This is a genomic window from Levilactobacillus brevis ATCC 14869 = DSM 20054 (assembly GCF_001433855.1).
GTDB classification, from domain to species: domain Bacteria; phylum Bacillota; class Bacilli; order Lactobacillales; family Lactobacillaceae; genus Levilactobacillus; species Levilactobacillus brevis.
In genome coordinates this window covers 275331-292218 of record NZ_AZCP01000001.1, presented here as the reverse complement: position 1 = coordinate 292218, position 16888 = coordinate 275331, and the positions used below count along the sequence as shown (strand labels likewise).

The window sequence follows — 16888 nt, the reverse complement described above, 5'->3', positions numbered from 1 at the left end:
CCAGCTCTTAGCGAGTTTTAATTTTCCTGCCAATGGCGGGTAATAAATGCCGCACGACCACCCGCTTCTTCTTGGTCAAAGCGATCCGGATTTTTTCGGTAAAATTGTTGATGGCGTTCTTCAGCCACAAAGAACGGCTGTACCACTTGGATCTGCGTCACGATTGGTTGATCAAACTGCTCGCGAGCTTGTAATGCTGCTCGCGAGGCTACCGCAATTTCGGCCTGCTGCCGGCTATTCACAAAGATCACTGGCCGATAGTTACTTCCGCGATCTTGAAACTGCCCCGCCGCGTCCGTAGGGTCCGTTTGTTGCCAATACAGCTCAACCAATTGCTGATAACTGACAACGGCCGGATCAAACCAAATTTTAACAGCTTCCGTATGACCCGTAGTTTGGCTTTTAACCTGCTCATATGTCGGATTGGTCACGGTGCCACCCGTATAGCCCGACAATACCCGTTTAATGCCTGGTAACGTGTCAAAGGGCCGCACCATACACCAAAAACAGCCACCAGCAAACGTCGCCGTTTCAATTTCACTCATCATAATCACTCCATTTTCTAATGTTTCTATTAAACGGCTTTTTCACAGTCACGTCAAGCACCACTACCTAATCGACAAAAAACGAGCCCAGAAAAAATTCTGGACTCGTTGTGCTTAGAGAAGCTAGTGCCGTTTTAATCTTCAGTTGGGGCGTCTTTTTTGGCGATTAGCAAATCCAAATCCAACAATTGCTTATCAGCAACCGTGGTTGGTGCTTCCGTCATTGGTTCAGTGGCCTTCGAATTCTTAGGGAAGGCAATCACATCACGAATATTGTCACGCTTAGCTAGCAAGCGGGCAAATCGATCTAAGCCAATGGCCAGACCACCATGAGGCGGGAAACCATAGTCTAAAGCTTTCAGCAGGAAGCCAAATTGACTTTCGGCCCGTTCTGGTGTGAAGCCTAAGGCCTTTAGCATCTTCATCTGTAGCTCACGCGTATGAATCCGGATAGACCCACCGCCTAATTCTAGCCCATTTAAAATGATGTCATAACTCTGAGCGTAGGCTTTATGTGGATCTTCACCGTCGTTCAAGTAGTGCGCATCGCCTTCAGCCGGCATCGTAAATGGATGGTGCGCTGGTACCCACCGCTCCAGATCAACGTCGTAGTCAAATAATGGCCAGTTAACGATCCAGAGGAAGGCCCACTTGTTTTCGTCAATCATATCTTGTTCCTTGGCAATCGCAACCCGCAAGTAACCTAATGTTTGCGCAACGACTCGCTTGGAGTCCGCCGCAAATAATAAGAGGTCGCCAGATTTGGCATCGGTGGCTGCCGTAATCTGATCGAACCAGTCACCTTCCTTAAAGAACTTCGCAATTGGACCGCTAAAGCCATCATCGGTAACTTTCAACCAAGCTAGACCCTTGGCGCCAAATCGTTCGATGTACTTGCCATACTTATCAAGGTCTTTACGACTGTATAGGTCAGCACCACCAGGTACGGCAATGGCCTTCACTTGACCACCATTAGCCACAGCACCGGAGAAGACCTTAAAGTCAGTATCGGCCATCATTTCAGACAGATCCTTTAATTCCATTCCAAAACGAACATCTGGTTGGTCAGTTCCGTAACGGGCCATTGAATCATCCCAGTCCATCCGTTGGAATGGCAACTTAACATCCACATTTAAGGTATCCTTCATGACTTTCGCAATTAAGCCTTCTGTCAAATCTTGGATTTCTTCAGCCGTCAAGAAGGAGGTTTCTAAGTCAATCTGGGTAAATTCAGGTTGCCGGTCGCCTCGTAAATCTTCATCCCGGAAACAGCGGGCAATTTGGTAGTAACGATCAAACCCAGACCCCATTAATAGTTGCTTGAAAAGTTGTGGTGACTGCGGTAAGGCGTAGAAGTGTCCCGGGTAAATCCGTGAAGGAACTAAATAATCTCGGGCCCCTTCTGGTGTCGACTTGGTTAAGTTAGGCGTCTCAATATCGATAAATCCATTGTTATCAAAGTAACTGTGGACGGATTGGATAATTCGATTCCGCAACCGAATAGCACGTTGCATCTCGGGCCGCCGAAGATCCAAATACCGGTACTGTAGACGTAACTCATCAGAGGCATTCAAATCATCTTTAATATCAAATGGCAAAGCTTTGGATTTATTTAGTAGATTAATCCCCGTGACCCGGACTTCTACTTTACCCGTACGCATGTCTGCGTTAACTTCTTTGTCAGCCCGCGCAACCACTTGTCCCTGCACTTCAATCACATATTCGTTCCGTAACTGATCAGCCACAGCAAGGGCCGCTTGACTGTATTCTTCACTAAAGACCAATTGCACGATTCCTTCACGGTCTCGAAGATCAATGAAGATTAAACTTCCCAGGTCCCGGCGCTTTTGCACCCAACCTTTTAGAACAACGGTCTGATCGAGATAAGCTTCATCGACCAAGCCCGCATAGGTGGTTCGTTTTAGATTCTTTTCCATTACTCTGCCCCTCTTATTTTGCCGTAAATTTAGTTGCGACGACATTTTGGAAATCTTGATAAATATCAGCCAATGGCACGCTGATTTCTTCACCGGTAGCCATCGACTTCAAGTTAGCCGTATGGTCCGCCAACTCTTGTTCACCAATCGTCAACGTATAAGCGGCATTAAGCCGATTAGCCGTCTTAAATTGGGCCTTAGGCTTCCTATCCAGATAATCCCGATCAGCCGTTAAGCCTGACTGACGAATGGCCTGAACGATCTTGAGCGTTGCTAACGACGTCTGATCACCAATACCCACGACATAAACGTCCAGTGGGTGATTATCTGGGATTGCCACTTGCTCGGCCTGCATTAAGAGCACTAAGCGCTCAACACCAAGACCAAAGCCCACGCCAGGCATTTCTGGACCGCCAAGTTCTTCTACAAGACCATTGTACCGACCACCCGCCAGCACTGTCGTATAACCTTCGCCCAGTGCCGGTGAATCAGCCATAATTTCAAAAATTGTGTGGTTGTAGTAATCTAACCCGCGGACCATCGTGGCATCGACATCGTAATCAATCCCTAGCGCATCCAAGCTGGCCTTCACGCGATCGAAGTGCGCCGTTGCCGTTGGCGTTAAGAAGTCCAAAATCGATGGCGCATCCGCCACTAATTCCTGGTCGTGCTTGTCTTTACTATCCAAAACCCGCAATGGATTTTTGTGCAACCGTACCTTGGAATCGTCACTCAATTCATCGAAGTGAGGTTCTAAGAAGTCAATCAACGCTTGACGATAAGCCGTCCGCGTCTCCTGATCGCCCAACGTGTTAACTGCTAACCGTAAATGCGTCAGCCCTAGCTTGCCTAACAAGTTCATCCCTAAAGCAATGACTTCAACGTCCAATTCTGGTGCATCGCTACCAAAAGCTTCCACCCCAATTTGGTGGAACTGCCGTTGCCGACCGGACTGTGGTCGTTCATAACGAAACATCGGTCCCATATAATAGACCTTGTAAGGCTTTTGCGTTTCCGGTCCATACAATTTATTCTCAACGAAGGCCCGAACAACCCCCGCGGTTCCTTCTGGTCGTAAGGATAGGTGTCGATCCCCCTTATCCTTAAAATCATACATTTCTTTAGTTACAATGTCCGACGTGTCCCCAGATGTCCGTGAGAAAACTTCGAAGTTTTCAAACATGGGCGTCCGAATTTCTTCGAACCGATAGTTGGCAAATAATTGCCGCGCAGTGGCTTCAACAAATTGCCAGGTCTGTGAATCACCCGGTAAGATGTCGGCCGTTCCTTTTGGTCGTTGATAACGCATGTTCAATTCTCCCTTCTCATTGCCGCGGAAAATAAAAAACGCCCCTGTCAATTGACAAGGGCGCAGGTATGCACGGTACCACCTTTTATATTTTCTGCAGGATAACGTTGCAAACGAATGGTCGCTACTGCCACCATTAGCCTCAAAAGTGTCTTCAAGTTGCGCCCGTTCGTCATTTTCAGCAAGTTGACGTCTCTGTCAGCGGGGTAGGCCTTACTAGTCTTTCTCTTTGGCAATCTATTTTATTCTTCTTAAGAATACTGAATACACTGAAAAAAGTCAAGCTGTTCTGCCAAGTAACTCCTAGCTAACGGTGATCCTTGACCGTCAAATGGGTGACTAAATGCCGGACCTGGTGGCGACGATTTGACGTCGCATTCGCCCAATTTAGTAACGTTTGAGTTGACACGGTTTTAACCATCTCCCGCCGAAAGGAATGCACGATAAAACTGTGATAGCTAACGTGACCGGAATGCCAAGTAAACCAATTGGGAGCTAAGTTCTTTTCGGCCGCAGTTATTCGCTGATCTGGCCAGACTAAATACCGGTCTTGACCAGCATGCGGATAAATATCAATCTGCCACCCGGCATCGACATCACTAACCTCTTGCCAACGCTGCAAATGGCGTTGCCGATCATGATCAATCGCGTACAAGATCACGCTAACATACCGTAACTCAGGCTGGCGGCGTTCTTCTCGTAACGTTAATTTGGGTACGGCTGGCTTAGTTTTGGACGTCGTGTTTACGGGAACCGATCGGGGCGTTTGCCGAGACCACCAGGCAACCCCTATCACTAATCCTATTATTAATACCCCCAAAGCTCCCCACTTTTTCATCTCAACAGCCACCTTAAATTTTAAGCTTGATTCTGCCAGTTTATGGTTTATCTGTCAACTCACTGATGGCTTAATCAAAATTTTATGAGCGGCAGTCAGACTCCCAATTGAATCGTGCTATAATTAAGCTTAATTTCTAAAAAATGTGCTCATCATGAAAAAGTGTTAAGGAGATTGAACATGCATTTCAAACTTAAAAACTGGCCAGGCCTCGTCACCAGCCTAGTTATTCTCTTAGTCGCTGGTGGCTTATTGTGGGCATTCACCCAACATAATGCCGTCACAGCAACCGTCAGCAACTTGAACCTACGTAACGGTCCTGGATTAACGTATCAGGCGACTCACAAAGTCAAAAAAAATAGCCGATTAACGATCTTAGGCGAAAAAAACAATTGGTATCATGTTCGTGATAGCCAAAATCATTTCGGATGGGTTGCGAGTTGGTTGGTCGACCATCCCGGCAGTTTAAAACGCGTCACCAATTTATCCGAAGCGACGATTGTTCTCGATCCTGGTCATGGTGGTAGTGATTCCGGTGCTTTATCAATCGATCAAAAACACGACGAAAAGGTCTACACACTGGCTTTAGCTAAAAAAGTGGCCCAGCGCTTACGTGCCCGCGGCGCACATGTCATCATGACGCGTGATACCGATAAGACGGTTAGTTTGGCCGACCGCCCGGCACTAGCAAACACCAATCAAGCCAGTGCCTTTATCAGTTTTCACTTTGACTCCGCCCCAGCAGATAATCTGGGATCAGGAACAACGACTTACTACTATCATCGTCAAACTTCTTACGCTTTGGCAAAAGCGATTAATCAAGGCATGAACGACCTACCATTAGCCAATCGGGGCGTCAAATTTGGTAATTTTGAAGTCATCCGGGATAACAACCGACCAGCACTTCTACTTGAGATGGGCTACATCAATACCAAAAAAGACTTTAGCTATATTCGACGTGACACCTACCAAGACCAGGTCGCAAAACGTGTTGTTGCTGGTCTAAGCACTTATTTCCAATCTGCATCCTAATGATTAAGAAAGAAGATCTGATTATTATGCTCACATCTGATTGGCTCCAACAGCTACCACTTCCTAAAATCACGGCGATAACCCCGGTAGCTGGCGGTGATATTAATCAGGCATATCAGCTGATAACGGTTGAAGGACCAGTCTTCTTATTGGTTCAACCACACACTTCAGCGCAATTCTATCACCACGAAGTTGCTGGCCTACAGGCACTAGGTCAAGCCGTCAACGTCCCGGATGTTCTCGCAACCGGTGAAATTGAAGGGGATGCTTACCTCGTTCTCGAATTTTTAGAAACTGGTCACGGCAGTCAATATGATTTGGGCCAAGCTGTCGCCCGCGTTCACCGGATAACCGCCCCACGCTTTGGGTTCGATACGGATAACCTCGTAGGTAAGCTCCCGAAACATAATCAATGGCAATCGGACTGGACAATCTTCTACCTCCAACAGCGACTGGACCCCCTAGTTCGTCGGGCCCAAGAACAGCACCTATGGACACCGCAGCGACAGGCAGCCTATGATCAAGTTCGCCAACGGATCATCACAGAAAATCACGGTCGTTTTATTCAGCCCGCCTTACTACATGGCGATTTATGGTCCGGCAACTATCTCTTCACTCAAGATGGTACGCCGACCCTCATTGATCCCGATGTCTTGTACGGAGATCGGGAATTTGACCTAGCAATGACGACCATCTTTGGCGGTTTTACGAGCGACTTCTACCGAGGATATCAAGACAGTTATCCCTTAACTCCTGGCTATGCCGATCGCTTACCCCACTACCAGCTGTACTATCTACTCGCGCACTTGAATCTGTTTGGTGAAACGTACGGTGACGCTGTTGATAACGTCCTTGCCCGTGGATAATTAGAATTGAAAACCCCACTGAGTTAGCGTAATGCCAATTCAGTGGGGTCTTTTTTAGGCCTGTAACCACGCCAATAACTCGGCCAGACGAATTACTCGAATTTCCGGGTGGCTTTCATCCACAATCAAGTGTTCGGGATCAAACAGCGCACCGGCCATGCCAGCTCGGTGCCCTGCTTGAACGTCTAAATTCCGATCGCCAATCATCAAGGCCGACTGGCGATCGACCGCATATTGTTGGCATAACGCCAACAGGCTTGTAGGATCTGGTTTGCGCGGATAATCATCGTCGGCCGTGACTTGTCCCGAAAAATACTGTGCCAAATCAGCCGTTGCCAAACGATCCATCGCACGATGATTCCGATGCGTTAACAAAAAGTTACGCCCACCCGCCGCAACAATGGCCGCCAAAATTTCAGCAGCACCGTCAAAAACGGGCGCGTCAGCTAAACGGGGCTCCGCGCGCAACTGATACAACCGTTTTAAGCGGGAAACATCCAACTGGTACTCTGCCGAAAACCGTTGTAACGCTGTACCTAGGCTGTGTTGTCGCATCGCTTGATAGATTGCATCCTGATCAATTTCAAAGTCATTCACCCCACTGGCAACGAGCGCCTCTCCAAAGGCCGCCACCATGCCCGGATACGTGTCAACTAGGGTCCCATCAAAATCCCAAAAAAGCTGTGAATAGCGCATAAATCCTCCTAAAAAGCGAGTTCAGGACAGACGTCCCGGACTCGCTGCCTTTTCATCTAGCACGGAACAGACACTAATTAACCTGTCTGCCCGACTTTTCTCTACTGGTTTTTAAGCATCCGTATCAAACCAGATGGTCACAGGTCCATCGTTTACCAATGCCACCTGCATATCAGCACCAAACACACCAGTCGCCACCGTTAATCCGGTCGCCGCCAATTTCTGATTAAATTCATCATAGATCTGGCTAGCATGCTGCGGATCACCGGCCCCCACAAAACTGGGACGATTGCCCTTTTTGGTATTGGCATAGAGGGTAAACTGCGATACTGACAAAATCTGACCGCCAACGTCATTGATGCTCAGATTCATTTTACCGGCATCATCTTCAAACACCCGCAAGTGACTAATCTTACGGACGAGATAATCAATCTGTTCGCTGGTATCTTGATCCTGTGCACCGACCAATAATAAAAATCCGGGTCCGATTTGACCATGCACGGTACCGTCGATGCTGACACTGGCCTGACTTACCCGCTGTAGTAATACCCGCATTCATGCCATCACCTTTCGTTAGTGAAATGCCCGCTTAACGACATAAACATCCGCGACATTTTTAATATTATCTAAAATTCGTTGCAGCTCAACGCGGTTCCGCGTTCCTAAGCTAATAGAAATTGTCGCCATCTTATTGTGGTCAACCTTGCCATTAATTGACGTTAAGTACTTCGTATTATTATTAATCGTCCGTAAAACGTCATTTAACAGGCCGTTGCGATTGTAACCTTGAACTTCGATGTCCGCATTGTAATTTGTCTTGTCACCAGCAATATTACCCCAACGAACTGCAACAATCCGCTCGCCATTTTGTTCGGCATTCAACACGTTGGGACAGTCCTTACGGTGGACCGATACGCCACGGCCCTTGGTGATGTACCCAACAATATCATCTCCGGGAACCGGCGAACAACAATGACTCAGCCGAATTAAGAGGTTATCGACCCCTTCGATGACCACCGCATCAACATCTTTTTTATTTTTGCGGTCTTTCTTATCATTATCCGGTTCATTCTTAATCGTTTGATGTTCTTCTAGTAGTTCTCGTTCTTCTTGACGCCGCCGCTCATTTTCGGCAGCCTGACGAACGTCATCGGTCAAGCGATTGACGACCCCTCGCGGCTGCACATCACCAAACCCAATGGCGGCTAATAAATCATCCGCATGTTGATAGTGCATTTTAGCCGTGACTTTATCCAAATTCTCTTTACTCATCAAAGCCTTGGGATCATACCCCAATTCATGAATGAGCCGAGCCACCATCTCTTGCCCTTGAACAATGTTTTCTTCCCGATCACTTTGCCGGAAGAACTGTTTGATCTTGTTATGGGCCCGCCGAGTCGAGACCAATTTCATCCAATCTCGACTCGGCCCGGAAGAACTAGCAGACGTCCGAATGTCGACAATATCACCGTTCTTAATCTCGTAATTCAACGGCACAATTTTGCCATTAATGGTTGCACCGGTCGTATGGTGCCCACTTCAGTATGAATGGCATACGCCATATCTAGTGGCCCCGCGCCCTTAGGTAACTCTAAAACGTCGCCTTTAGGGGTGAATGCATAGACATGATCGCCAAACAATTCGCCCTTAACGCTATCCATAAAGTCAGAAGCGTCATCCGTATCTTCTTGAAGCTCGATAATGTGCTTGAATAAGTTCAGCTTGTCACCCGTGTTGGTTGTCTGAACCTTATCCTTAACGCCTTCCTTGTAAGCCCAGTGAGCAGCTACCCCATATTCGGCCACAGCATGCATTTCTTTCGTCCGGATCTGAACCTCTAAGGGTTTGCCTTCTGGCCCGATAACGGTCGTATGCAATGATTGATACATGTTGGCCTTAGGCATCGCAATGTAGTCCTTGAATCGACCAGGCATTGGCTTCCATTGTGAGTGGATCGCTCCCAAAACGGCATAACAATCCTTAATCGTGTCAACAATAACTCGGATCGCGAGTAAGTCATAGATCTGACTAAACTGTTTGTGCTGGTCCTTCATTTTACGGTAAACGGAATAAATATGCTTCGGTCGCCCATAAATTTCTGGTTCAATCTTTAGATCACTGATAGATGCTTGGATATCTTTAATTGCGCCCGCGATATATTGTTCCCGCTGATCACGACGTGAATTCATCAGGTGCACAATCCGATAATACTGTTGTGGGTTCAAGTAACGTAATGAGACGTCCTCTAGTTCCCACTTAATTGTACTAATCCCTAAACGATCAGCCAGTGGGGCATAGATTTCTAACGTTTCATTAGCAATCCGCCGTTGCTTATCCGGCCGCAAATGTTCTAGCGTTCGCATATTATGCAACCGATCCGCCAATTTAACGATCATCACCCGGATGTCCTTGGACATGGCCAATAGAAGCTTACGGTGATTTTCCGCTAGTTGTTCTCGATTGGATTTGTACTTAATCTTCCCAAGTTTGGTCACGCCATCCACAATCAAGGCGACGTCATCGCCAAAAAGTTCGCGGACATCCCCCAAAGTGGCCCCCGTGTCTTCTACAATGTCATGCAAAAAACCGGCAGATACCGTTTCGGGGTCCATATTTAGGTCTGCTAAAATCCCGGCTACTTGAATGGGATGCATGATATAGGGTTCGCCCGATTGACGATGTTGGTCTTGATGGGCCACAGTTGCAAAATGACAGGCTTTAACCACCATTTCCACATGCTGCGCATTCATGTATTTACCGACTCTTGCAATGACTTCATCAGCCGTCCAGACACGTTCTTTGGTCATATGGACGCCACCACCCTTAGTTTTTAAATTATGATCTTATTTGTTTGTGCGTCTGAGCTAACCCATAACTCACGTATGATAGACACAGATAGACAATCGCGAGGTACCACGTATACTGCGGTAACCACCCAATTGCACCAACGAGATACGTCAGTGGCCAAATCAATAGCCACCAGCCTGGCTGGGCATGTTGGTAAATTCGCCGACCAAGACCAATCGCTAATCCCCCATTGATTAGTAACAATAAGCCACCAAATCGCCAAACCGAACTTAGCCCAATTAAGGTACTCCCTACCGGTAACCCAATCCCCACGATTACCGCTAGCACCCAATAACGCCAACCAATCTTTTCCCAAAAGGCCATCCAACTTCACCTAGCTCTCTTAATAATTGCAACTATTTTAGCATGTTTTCAAAGAGATTTCATCTGCTTATCTCGGTTGCTGCAGCTCACAAACCACTGAGACCGCAGATAACAGATATAATGGTGCCGTTTCAGTTCGTAAGATTCGAGGACCAAGTCCCGCTAAAACGGCTCCTGCCGCCTGAGCTCGTGTCACTTCCGCTGGACTGATCCCACCCTCGGGACCAAATACGGCCATTAAGTGTTGCTGGGGATACAGTCGCTGTAATTGTTGATTTAAGGCGGCCTGCTCACCTTGCTTAGCTGACTCTTCATAGGCCAGAATGGTAACGTCAGCCGACGTTGCCAGTACGGCGGCCAAGTTAGGGGCATAACTTACCGTTGGTCGCCGCAAGCGATGCGCTTGTTCGGCCGCACTATGGGCAATCTTAGTGAGCCGCGCTAATTTCTTGGGCACCTTATTGGCTGACCACTTGGCAACGGACCATTCCGCCCCAAAGAAGATGATGTGGGTCACACCTAATTCCGTGGCCTTTTGGGTAATCCACTCTGCCTTTTCTTGTTTTGGTAACCCGCAAGCAATGGTTACCTCAACTGGGAGTTCAACGGCCGGTGTTGGTACTGCCGTTAACGTCACCGTCGCCTGATCGGGCGTCACAGTGACCAATTGTCCATGAAAAAGCTGGGCTTGGTCGTCCACGAATTCTGCCACTGATCCGACCTCAGCTCTGAGAACCGTTACCCAATGATGATAGATGGCCGCTGGCAACGTCAAGTTCGTGCCATCAACACCCGTTTCATCTAAAAAATACCGTTGCATGCCTATTCATCCTCCGTTGGCTTATGAGCAATTACGCCGCGCCAATCTTTCATCTGTAAGATGTTGTCAATGACAAAACCTTGCTTTTCTTGGGCCGCAACCACTTCAGCTAACTTGTCGGCGATGATTCCTGACGTTAAGAAATAACCACCTGGCGTCAAGTTCTCCCACGCCTGCGGAACTAGTGGTAAGATGATTTCCGCTAGAATATTGGCCACTACTAAATCAACCGGGTGATGGATGCCCTTTAACAAATCATTGGGCTTAGCCACAACATCAGTCGCAATGGGATTTAAATCGAGGTTGGCCTTGGCTGAACGCACCGCTACTTCGTCTAAATCAAACGCTGTAATCTGATCAACGCCGAGATACTTCGCGGCAATGCTCAAAACACCGGACCCAGTTCCAACGTCATACATCGTTTCACCACCACGAACCACCATTTCCAAAGCAGTCATGGAGAGTCGCGTTGTGGGATGGGTTCCCGTTCCAAAGGCCATTCCAGGATCTAAACGAATGACGTGTTCGTTAGGTTGGACGGGGGTATATTTCTCCCAGCTTGGTGTCACGGTTAAGTAACGGGTCACCCGAACCGGATGGTAATACTTTTGCCAAGCAGTGGCCCAACTCTCATCATCAACTGCCTTCGTGGTCACCGTTCCCGGCATTGGGTCTAAACCAAATTGAGTTAACTCCTGCACGCGTTGGCGAATCGTTGGTAAGATCTCTGGCACGAAGATTGTTTCGGGATAATAGGCACTAATCTCGGCACCACTCGTTCGATGAGGGATACTGTCAAGATCAACGATTTCACCATATTTTCCTGGCTTTAAATTAGCATAGTCTGCGGCATCATCAATCTTAACGCCACTAGCACCGGCTTCTTGTAAGATGTTACTAACGGCTTCTACCGCTTCATTAGTTGTCATTACACTGACTTCCGTCCATTGCATGTAAACGCGCTCCTTTGAAAAATAAATTTAAATGAGAAAAAGCCGGCGACAACCAACATTGTCACCGGCTTCCACTGAACATTAAAGAATTAATCGACCCGCTTAAACCTTCTCAGCATCGGTCGTGTGGCCAGCGTTGCGCTGCTCCCGTTGGGCAAGATGTGTTTCCAAATAATCTAGCATATCTGCCTCATTTTGAAACACACGTGGATGCTTTTGCTTGTGCAATCGCAAATCAATCTCGTTAATTCGCTGACGCCCAGTCCACGTATGACCATAACGAATGATTACCCGGTTATTGAGCGAATCGCGACCGAACTTAAAGACGTAGACGCTCTCTGGCGCCATCAATGGCCGAATATACGACTTCTCATAGCGATAATTATGTTGTCGTAAAAATTCCTTGGTTCGACTCAGCATGGTAATCACCTCCTATTTAATGACAATCTACTCGGTTCTCAAAACATTTTAAGGCCGTTTCGGTTGCCCAAACACTTTAAAATGTATCAATGACTAATAATAGTGGATTTTTCACTGGATTGCAACCAAAATGCCCAGAATACTTGGGCCATCTATGAAAAAATTTCAGGCCACCTTTACCGCATTTGAAACCACTTACATTATAACATAAACCCCGGCCCACTGCTGGTAAAACCCACATAACAATCAAAAACCGTTTTTAGCGTTTCGATTGCATTTTATAAGAAAATCGTTGAGAATAGAGGATAGTTAATATTTTACTTAAGGAGGATAATACTTGTGTTAAAAGAATTTAAAGAGTTCATTGCCCGGGGCAATGTCATGGATCTGGCTGTTGGGGTAATTGTTGGGGCTGCGTTTACTGCCATTGTTAATTCCTTAGTCACAAACATCATTAACCCATTACTGGGGATCTTTGTCGGCAGCATTGATTTTTCTAATTTGGTCTTTACCGTGGGCAGCGCGCATTTCCGCTATGGTGCCTTCATCAACTCAGTGATTAATTTCTTAATTATTGCGTTCGTTGTTTTCCTACTCATCAAACTGATCAATAAGCTAATCGTCAAACCGGCGGAAGAACCTGAAGAAGTCGTCCCATCTCAAGAAGAAAAATACTTGCAAGAAATTGTGGAATTATTGAAACAAGATAAAACTGAACATTAGTTCAGAGACGTTCCCGGTGGTGGAGCGTCTTTTTTTACGTGATGGCTATTGAATTCTTGACATATTAAACTAGCACTGATTAATTTTTGCCATCACTCACCACAAAGTTCCCCTTACCATTCCCTTTGAAAATGCTATACTGTGACAAGATGCTTTAACAAATTAGGAATATCTTAAATAACAAATCATGTTATTGGAGATGGGAATTAGAGGTCATCAGAATGAAAGAAGAGGAACGTGATTTTACAGAAACTGACTGGCAACGTGCTCAGACAGCTGTATTCAATGAATATGACCGTTTTGTTAAACAGCTCCACGTTGAAGGCGTTGATTACACCATTCTTCAGGCGCGTCGCATCGTCATTTATCAAGATTTAATTGAAGAATGGCGTCACAATGCTGCGACACTCAAAGTTGACTTAGAAGATAATACCCAGGCCCTGACGATCTTTGAGGATTTGGCACTTAAAGGTAAGAGCCACCTTTTGGAACGTTGTGCCAAGAAAATGGAAAATTGGCCGGACTATATCCCCTCACCCCTGACGATTTGGCTAGAATTGGCTGAAGACGCTGAACGAGAGTAACCCAAGCACAACATTCGCAATTGCTCATCGATTTCGGTACACTTTTAGTATAAATACAGGAGGTCTTAACAATGAATAAACTCACCCGTCTTTTAAACTTCTCCAGCCTATTGATGAATGTGTTATCAATTGTTTTGATTCTACAACGTATCCACAATTCTCGACGAGAACAGCGTTAATGAAACATTTCTGTTTAAGCCATTTAAGCCATCGCTTGAATGGCTCTTTTTATGCTTCTCTAACTGATTTCACGAAATCATCTTTACATCATACGGCATTTTTTAAGAATTGGTTAAAAACACTAGTTGCATTCAACGATAAATTTAATATAGAATAGTTATATTGCCTAATTTGAAGATCACAAAATATTTTTTTCGTTTACTTTTTATATACATATTTTATCTTTTTAGTCTACCCAAAGTGAATCGTGTCAAAAATTAGTTAATCGATCGTGACTATTTCAGATACACACAACAACTAAATACAGGAGGATTTTATGAAAAATATTAAAAAGAACATCACAATCATTGCTTTGAGCTTCACCCTATTCATGGGTGGTACAGTCCCCGTTGTTCCGAATGCCACCGTTGCTCATGCAAAAACCACCTATGTGTGGATTGCGCCTAAACATGGTATGAAGTATCACTATTCCAAGCATTGTCGCGGGTTGAAACGTGCCTCCTACAAGAAACATGTTACATTGCGCTGGGCAAAAAAGCATGGGTACACTAAGTGCCACTTTGAATAAAGCTTCTATCTGGTACTTTTTCTCGGTTCGACTCCGGGGAGAAGCATACGTTCAGACCTGATGACATTAAAAGCTGACTACCTAGTCATGAGGAACTTATGAAGGAGAGCAAGTGACGGGCTCGATCCACAAATAAGGTGGATGGAGTGATGATAAACTCAGATGCTTTGTCTGGGCAATTATAATTATTATCTTGGCTTTGATTCTAGATAATAGAGCTAATATAAAAGAGGTTCAGGTGCGTCGAGGACACGCACCTGAACCTCTTTTATATTGGTACCTAATTCTGTTAAAAGCACTATTCCATTCTGTACCATTACTTGGCTTCGTCTTCGTCGGTTCATAAAACGGCCATGAGTGCTTCCTGTTTCTTAATAAATTCCCTGCTACTCCATACTGGTCTGAACTAGTCTAAGGAGGTGTTATCGATACTGCGTTTATATTCCTACGGTTTCAGATCGCCACCATTGGTTTATCAATAACAATTTCACTATACTTCGTTCTGATAAACATATTGACGTGTCATTGGTAGGCCAGTTCCACTTGGAGCATTTGTAAGTAAGTATTGCATAACATCAATGTTTCCCGATTCAAATGCCCCTGCACAAGCTTGGAGGTATAGCGACCACATTCTAGAGAATGGGACTCCATACTTTTCTCTTACTTGATCAATAACACCATTGTAATTGCTATACCAAATTTCCAATGTTCTTTGATAGTGCCGACGTAAAGTTTCTAGATCTGTCAATTGTAACCCTGAATTCATAACGTGCCGTAAATTTTCGGCAACATTGGGAATATACCCACCATGGAAGATGTATTTATTCAAAAATGGGTCAACGCCGGCTCCTTCATGCTGACCTGTAATTCCATGAATTAAAGCTCGCCCATTAGGCTTCAACAAGTCTTTAACTTTATTAAAGTATAGTCCTAAATTTTCTTTCCCCACATGCTCAAACATTCCAACGGAAGTAACGTAATCATACTTATCATCCACTTCACGATAATCTTCAAGTAACACAGAAACCTTGCTTTCAAGGTGACGAGCCTTAATTTGCTCCTGCGTATAATCATACTGCTCTTGACTTAAGGTTACTCCCGTCGCATTGAGTCCAAATTCCTCAGCAGCCATAAATAGTAAAGTGCCCCATCCACTGCCAATATCCAACAACCGTTTCCCAGATTCAGGGTTCAACTTATGAATAATGTGTCGGTCCTTATTTAATTGTGCTTCTTCGAGAGTATCGTTATCATGTTCAAAATAAGCGCATGAGTAAGTCATGGTTTTATCCAACCATAACCGATAAAACTCATTCCCAATATCATAATGCTTCTGAATATCTCGTTCGCTATTTTTTTCTGAGTGAGAAATACTTGGTAAATGTTTCAAGAAGGGATTGTTGGTTAAAAAACTATGGTCGGTTCGAAAAGCAGATGTAATTAATTCTTGTATACTGCCATCAATTTCAATTTCGCCATTCATATAAGCCTCTGCTAACACAAGAGTTGGCTCAGATGTCATTGATTTAAGCGAAATTTCTTTCTTAAACGTTATTGCAATATTTGGAGTTCCCTCACCATATGTGGCAATTGAACCATCCCAATAAGTAACTGAAATAGGAATGTCAAACGCATGACTCAATAGTTCTTTGTATGCCATTTTTTCTAACATCATATAGCCCCCTAAATCATATTAGGTTTAATTTTAACGCTTACTATATTTAGTACAAAATAATTTCTTAAGACAAATTCATTTAGTTTCATCAGCAGAATATATTTCAAGGCAAGAAGATTCTATTAAAAGCTTGTTGGTTTCTAGACATTGTTAAAACAGTGTTCACAGATAATACATTCAGAGATTAAATCTTTACGGCAAAACAGGTCTAGATAAAGAGGCAGTGCCGATAAATGTATTAGTTAATGCTAACTTTAAACAGTTGTCCAGTATGTACATACACTATCAAATTAACAAGGTTTTCAACTGTTACTCTAACACGTTCAATTCGCTTAATATATGTAGTAGCTCCCACCCTACATACTATGGAAACAGACACTCTTGTCTATCTGGAATCACTAATCAAGCGGATTCAGGTGCACACTCAACTAACCATCATTTATACTGGTTTTGTCGGTGAAAAGTGGCCACCCGATTTGCGACTAAATAGTGGGTACTCGTGAAGACAAACAATACCTAAAATAAGGACAATTTCAATGTGGTGTTGTTCTTTTTTAGTCTTCAGAATTAT

General features: G+C 45.1%; 16 protein-coding genes and 1 pseudogene. 5 read left to right on the top strand and 12 right to left on the bottom strand.

All coding sequences use genetic code 11. The features are described 5' to 3' along the window. Positions 1-17 precede the first annotated feature (17 nt). The 4 genes from msrA to FC61_RS01595 form a co-directional block, all read right to left on the bottom strand. The gene (gene msrA / locus FC61_RS01610) at positions 18-545 is read right to left on the bottom strand and encodes a peptide-methionine (S)-S-oxide reductase MsrA (protein WP_042516740.1); all 528 of its coding nucleotides are present in this window, start codon (positions 543-545) and stop codon (positions 18-20) included. Between the two features lie 134 nt (positions 546-679). Then, positions 680-2482: an aspartate--tRNA ligase gene (gene aspS / locus FC61_RS01605; RefSeq protein WP_011667510.1), complete on the bottom strand. Its 1803-nt coding sequence runs from the start codon at positions 2480-2482 to the stop codon at positions 680-682. Positions 2483-2495: 13 nt separating this feature from the next. Continuing rightward, positions 2496-3791 (bottom strand): histidine--tRNA ligase, encoded by a 1296-nt coding sequence (gene hisS / locus FC61_RS01600; protein WP_035464131.1) that lies wholly within the window; start codon positions 3789-3791, stop codon positions 2496-2498. A 307-nt stretch (positions 3792-4098) separates the two neighbouring features. Further along, positions 4099-4629 (bottom strand): hypothetical protein, encoded by a 531-nt coding sequence (locus FC61_RS01595; RefSeq protein ID WP_021741049.1) that lies wholly within the window; start codon positions 4627-4629, stop codon positions 4099-4101. Positions 4630-4809: 180 nt separating this feature from the next. On the opposite strand from FC61_RS01595, the gene FC61_RS01590 reads away from it, so the two are divergent. Both FC61_RS01590 and FC61_RS01585 read left to right on the top strand, forming a co-directional pair. Then, positions 4810-5661: an N-acetylmuramoyl-L-alanine amidase family protein gene (locus FC61_RS01590; RefSeq protein WP_021741050.1), complete on the top strand. Its 852-nt coding sequence runs from the start codon at positions 4810-4812 to the stop codon at positions 5659-5661. A gap of 26 nt (positions 5662-5687) precedes the next feature. Next, positions 5688-6527 (top strand): fructosamine kinase family protein, encoded by an 840-nt coding sequence (locus FC61_RS01585; protein WP_035464132.1) that lies wholly within the window; start codon positions 5688-5690, stop codon positions 6525-6527. 54 nt (positions 6528-6581) lie between these two features. Here the strand turns inward: FC61_RS01585 and FC61_RS01580 are convergent, their stop codons facing one another. The 7 genes and pseudogenes from FC61_RS01580 to FC61_RS01550 all read right to left on the bottom strand — a co-directional run bounded on the left by FC61_RS01580 (position 6582) and on the right by FC61_RS01550 (position 12587). After that, positions 6582-7223: an HAD-IA family hydrolase gene (locus FC61_RS01580; RefSeq protein ID WP_024525184.1), complete on the bottom strand. Its 642-nt coding sequence runs from the start codon at positions 7221-7223 to the stop codon at positions 6582-6584. 111 nt (positions 7224-7334) lie between these two features. Beyond that, entirely contained in the window at positions 7335-7778 is a 444-nt protein-coding gene (gene dtd / locus FC61_RS01575) for a D-aminoacyl-tRNA deacylase (RefSeq protein WP_021741188.1), read from the bottom strand. Between the two features lie 18 nt (positions 7779-7796). After that, positions 7797-10030 (bottom strand): annotated as a pseudogene (locus tag FC61_RS01570) (RelA/SpoT family protein). 28 nt (positions 10031-10058) lie between these two features. Then, complete coding sequence (locus FC61_RS01565) at positions 10059-10394, bottom strand: hypothetical protein (RefSeq protein ID WP_035464238.1); 336 nt, start codon at positions 10392-10394, stop codon at positions 10059-10061. Positions 10395-10461: 67 nt separating this feature from the next. Then, positions 10462-11214 (bottom strand): RsmE family RNA methyltransferase, encoded by a 753-nt coding sequence (locus FC61_RS01560; RefSeq protein WP_021741184.1) that lies wholly within the window; start codon positions 11212-11214, stop codon positions 10462-10464. Between the two features lie 2 nt (positions 11215-11216). Next, positions 11217-12167, bottom strand: a complete 951-nt coding sequence (prmA, locus tag FC61_RS01555) for a 50S ribosomal protein L11 methyltransferase (RefSeq protein ID WP_021741183.1) — start codon at positions 12165-12167, stop codon at positions 11217-11219. A gap of 102 nt (positions 12168-12269) precedes the next feature. Then, positions 12270-12587 carry a hypothetical protein gene (locus FC61_RS01550; RefSeq protein ID WP_011667498.1) on the bottom strand — a complete coding sequence of 106 codons (318 nt, stop codon included), beginning with the start codon at positions 12585-12587 and terminating at the stop codon, positions 12270-12272. Positions 12588-12926: 339 nt separating this feature from the next. Between FC61_RS01550 and mscL the strand changes: the two genes are divergently transcribed. The 3 genes from mscL (at position 12927) to FC61_RS01535 (ending at position 14642) form a co-directional block, all read left to right on the top strand. Then, positions 12927-13310 (top strand): large-conductance mechanosensitive channel protein MscL, encoded by a 384-nt coding sequence (gene mscL / locus FC61_RS01545; protein ID WP_021741182.1) that lies wholly within the window; start codon positions 12927-12929, stop codon positions 13308-13310. A 221-nt stretch (positions 13311-13531) separates the two neighbouring features. Next, positions 13532-13894 carry a hypothetical protein gene (locus FC61_RS01540; RefSeq protein WP_015473808.1) on the top strand — a complete coding sequence of 121 codons (363 nt, stop codon included), beginning with the start codon at positions 13532-13534 and terminating at the stop codon, positions 13892-13894. 496 nt (positions 13895-14390) lie between these two features. Then, the gene (locus tag FC61_RS01535; protein ID WP_011667495.1) at positions 14391-14642 is read left to right on the top strand and encodes a hypothetical protein; all 252 of its coding nucleotides are present in this window, start codon (positions 14391-14393) and stop codon (positions 14640-14642) included. Positions 14643-15132: 490 nt separating this feature from the next. Here FC61_RS01535 and FC61_RS01530 read toward each other — a convergent pair whose 3' ends face one another. Continuing rightward, complete coding sequence (locus FC61_RS01530; protein WP_035464232.1) at positions 15133-16314, bottom strand: SAM-dependent methyltransferase; 1182 nt, start codon at positions 16312-16314, stop codon at positions 15133-15135. Between the last annotated feature and the right edge of the window lie 574 nt (positions 16315-16888).

What these genes read in the sequence shown, in the direction of transcription:
- msrA (WP_042516740.1), bottom strand. Translation starts at nt 545, where the DNA reads ATGAGTGAAATTGAAACGGCGACGTTTGCTGGTGGCTGTTTTTGGTGT.
- aspS (WP_011667510.1), bottom strand. Translation starts at nt 2,482, where the DNA reads ATGGAAAAGAATCTAAAACGAACCACCTATGCGGGCTTGGTCGATGAA.
- hisS (WP_035464131.1), bottom strand. Translation starts at nt 3,791, where the DNA reads ATGCGTTATCAACGACCAAAAGGAACGGCCGACATCTTACCGGGTGAT.
- FC61_RS01595 (WP_021741049.1), bottom strand. Translation starts at nt 4,629, where the DNA reads ATGAAAAAGTGGGGAGCTTTGGGGGTATTAATAATAGGATTAGTGATA.
- FC61_RS01590 (WP_021741050.1), top strand. Translation starts at nt 4,810, where the DNA reads ATGCATTTCAAACTTAAAAACTGGCCAGGCCTCGTCACCAGCCTAGTT.
- FC61_RS01585 (WP_035464132.1), top strand. Translation starts at nt 5,688, where the DNA reads ATGCTCACATCTGATTGGCTCCAACAGCTACCACTTCCTAAAATCACG.
- FC61_RS01580 (WP_024525184.1), bottom strand. Translation starts at nt 7,223, where the DNA reads ATGCGCTATTCACAGCTTTTTTGGGATTTTGATGGGACCCTAGTTGAC.
- dtd (WP_021741188.1), bottom strand. Translation starts at nt 7,778, where the DNA reads ATGCGGGTATTACTACAGCGGGTAAGTCAGGCCAGTGTCAGCATCGAC.
- FC61_RS01565 (WP_035464238.1), bottom strand. Translation starts at nt 10,394, where the DNA reads ATGGCCTTTTGGGAAAAGATTGGTTGGCGTTATTGGGTGCTAGCGGTA.
- FC61_RS01560 (WP_021741184.1), bottom strand. Translation starts at nt 11,214, where the DNA reads ATGCAACGGTATTTTTTAGATGAAACGGGTGTTGATGGCACGAACTTG.
- prmA (WP_021741183.1), bottom strand. Translation starts at nt 12,167, where the DNA reads ATGCAATGGACGGAAGTCAGTGTAATGACAACTAATGAAGCGGTAGAA.
- FC61_RS01550 (WP_011667498.1), bottom strand. Translation starts at nt 12,587, where the DNA reads ATGCTGAGTCGAACCAAGGAATTTTTACGACAACATAATTATCGCTAT.
- FC61_RS01540 (WP_015473808.1), top strand. Translation starts at nt 13,532, where the DNA reads ATGAAAGAAGAGGAACGTGATTTTACAGAAACTGACTGGCAACGTGCT.
- FC61_RS01535 (WP_011667495.1), top strand. Translation starts at nt 14,391, where the DNA reads ATGAAAAATATTAAAAAGAACATCACAATCATTGCTTTGAGCTTCACC.
- FC61_RS01530 (WP_035464232.1), bottom strand. Translation starts at nt 16,314, where the DNA reads ATGTTAGAAAAAATGGCATACAAAGAACTATTGAGTCATGCGTTTGAC.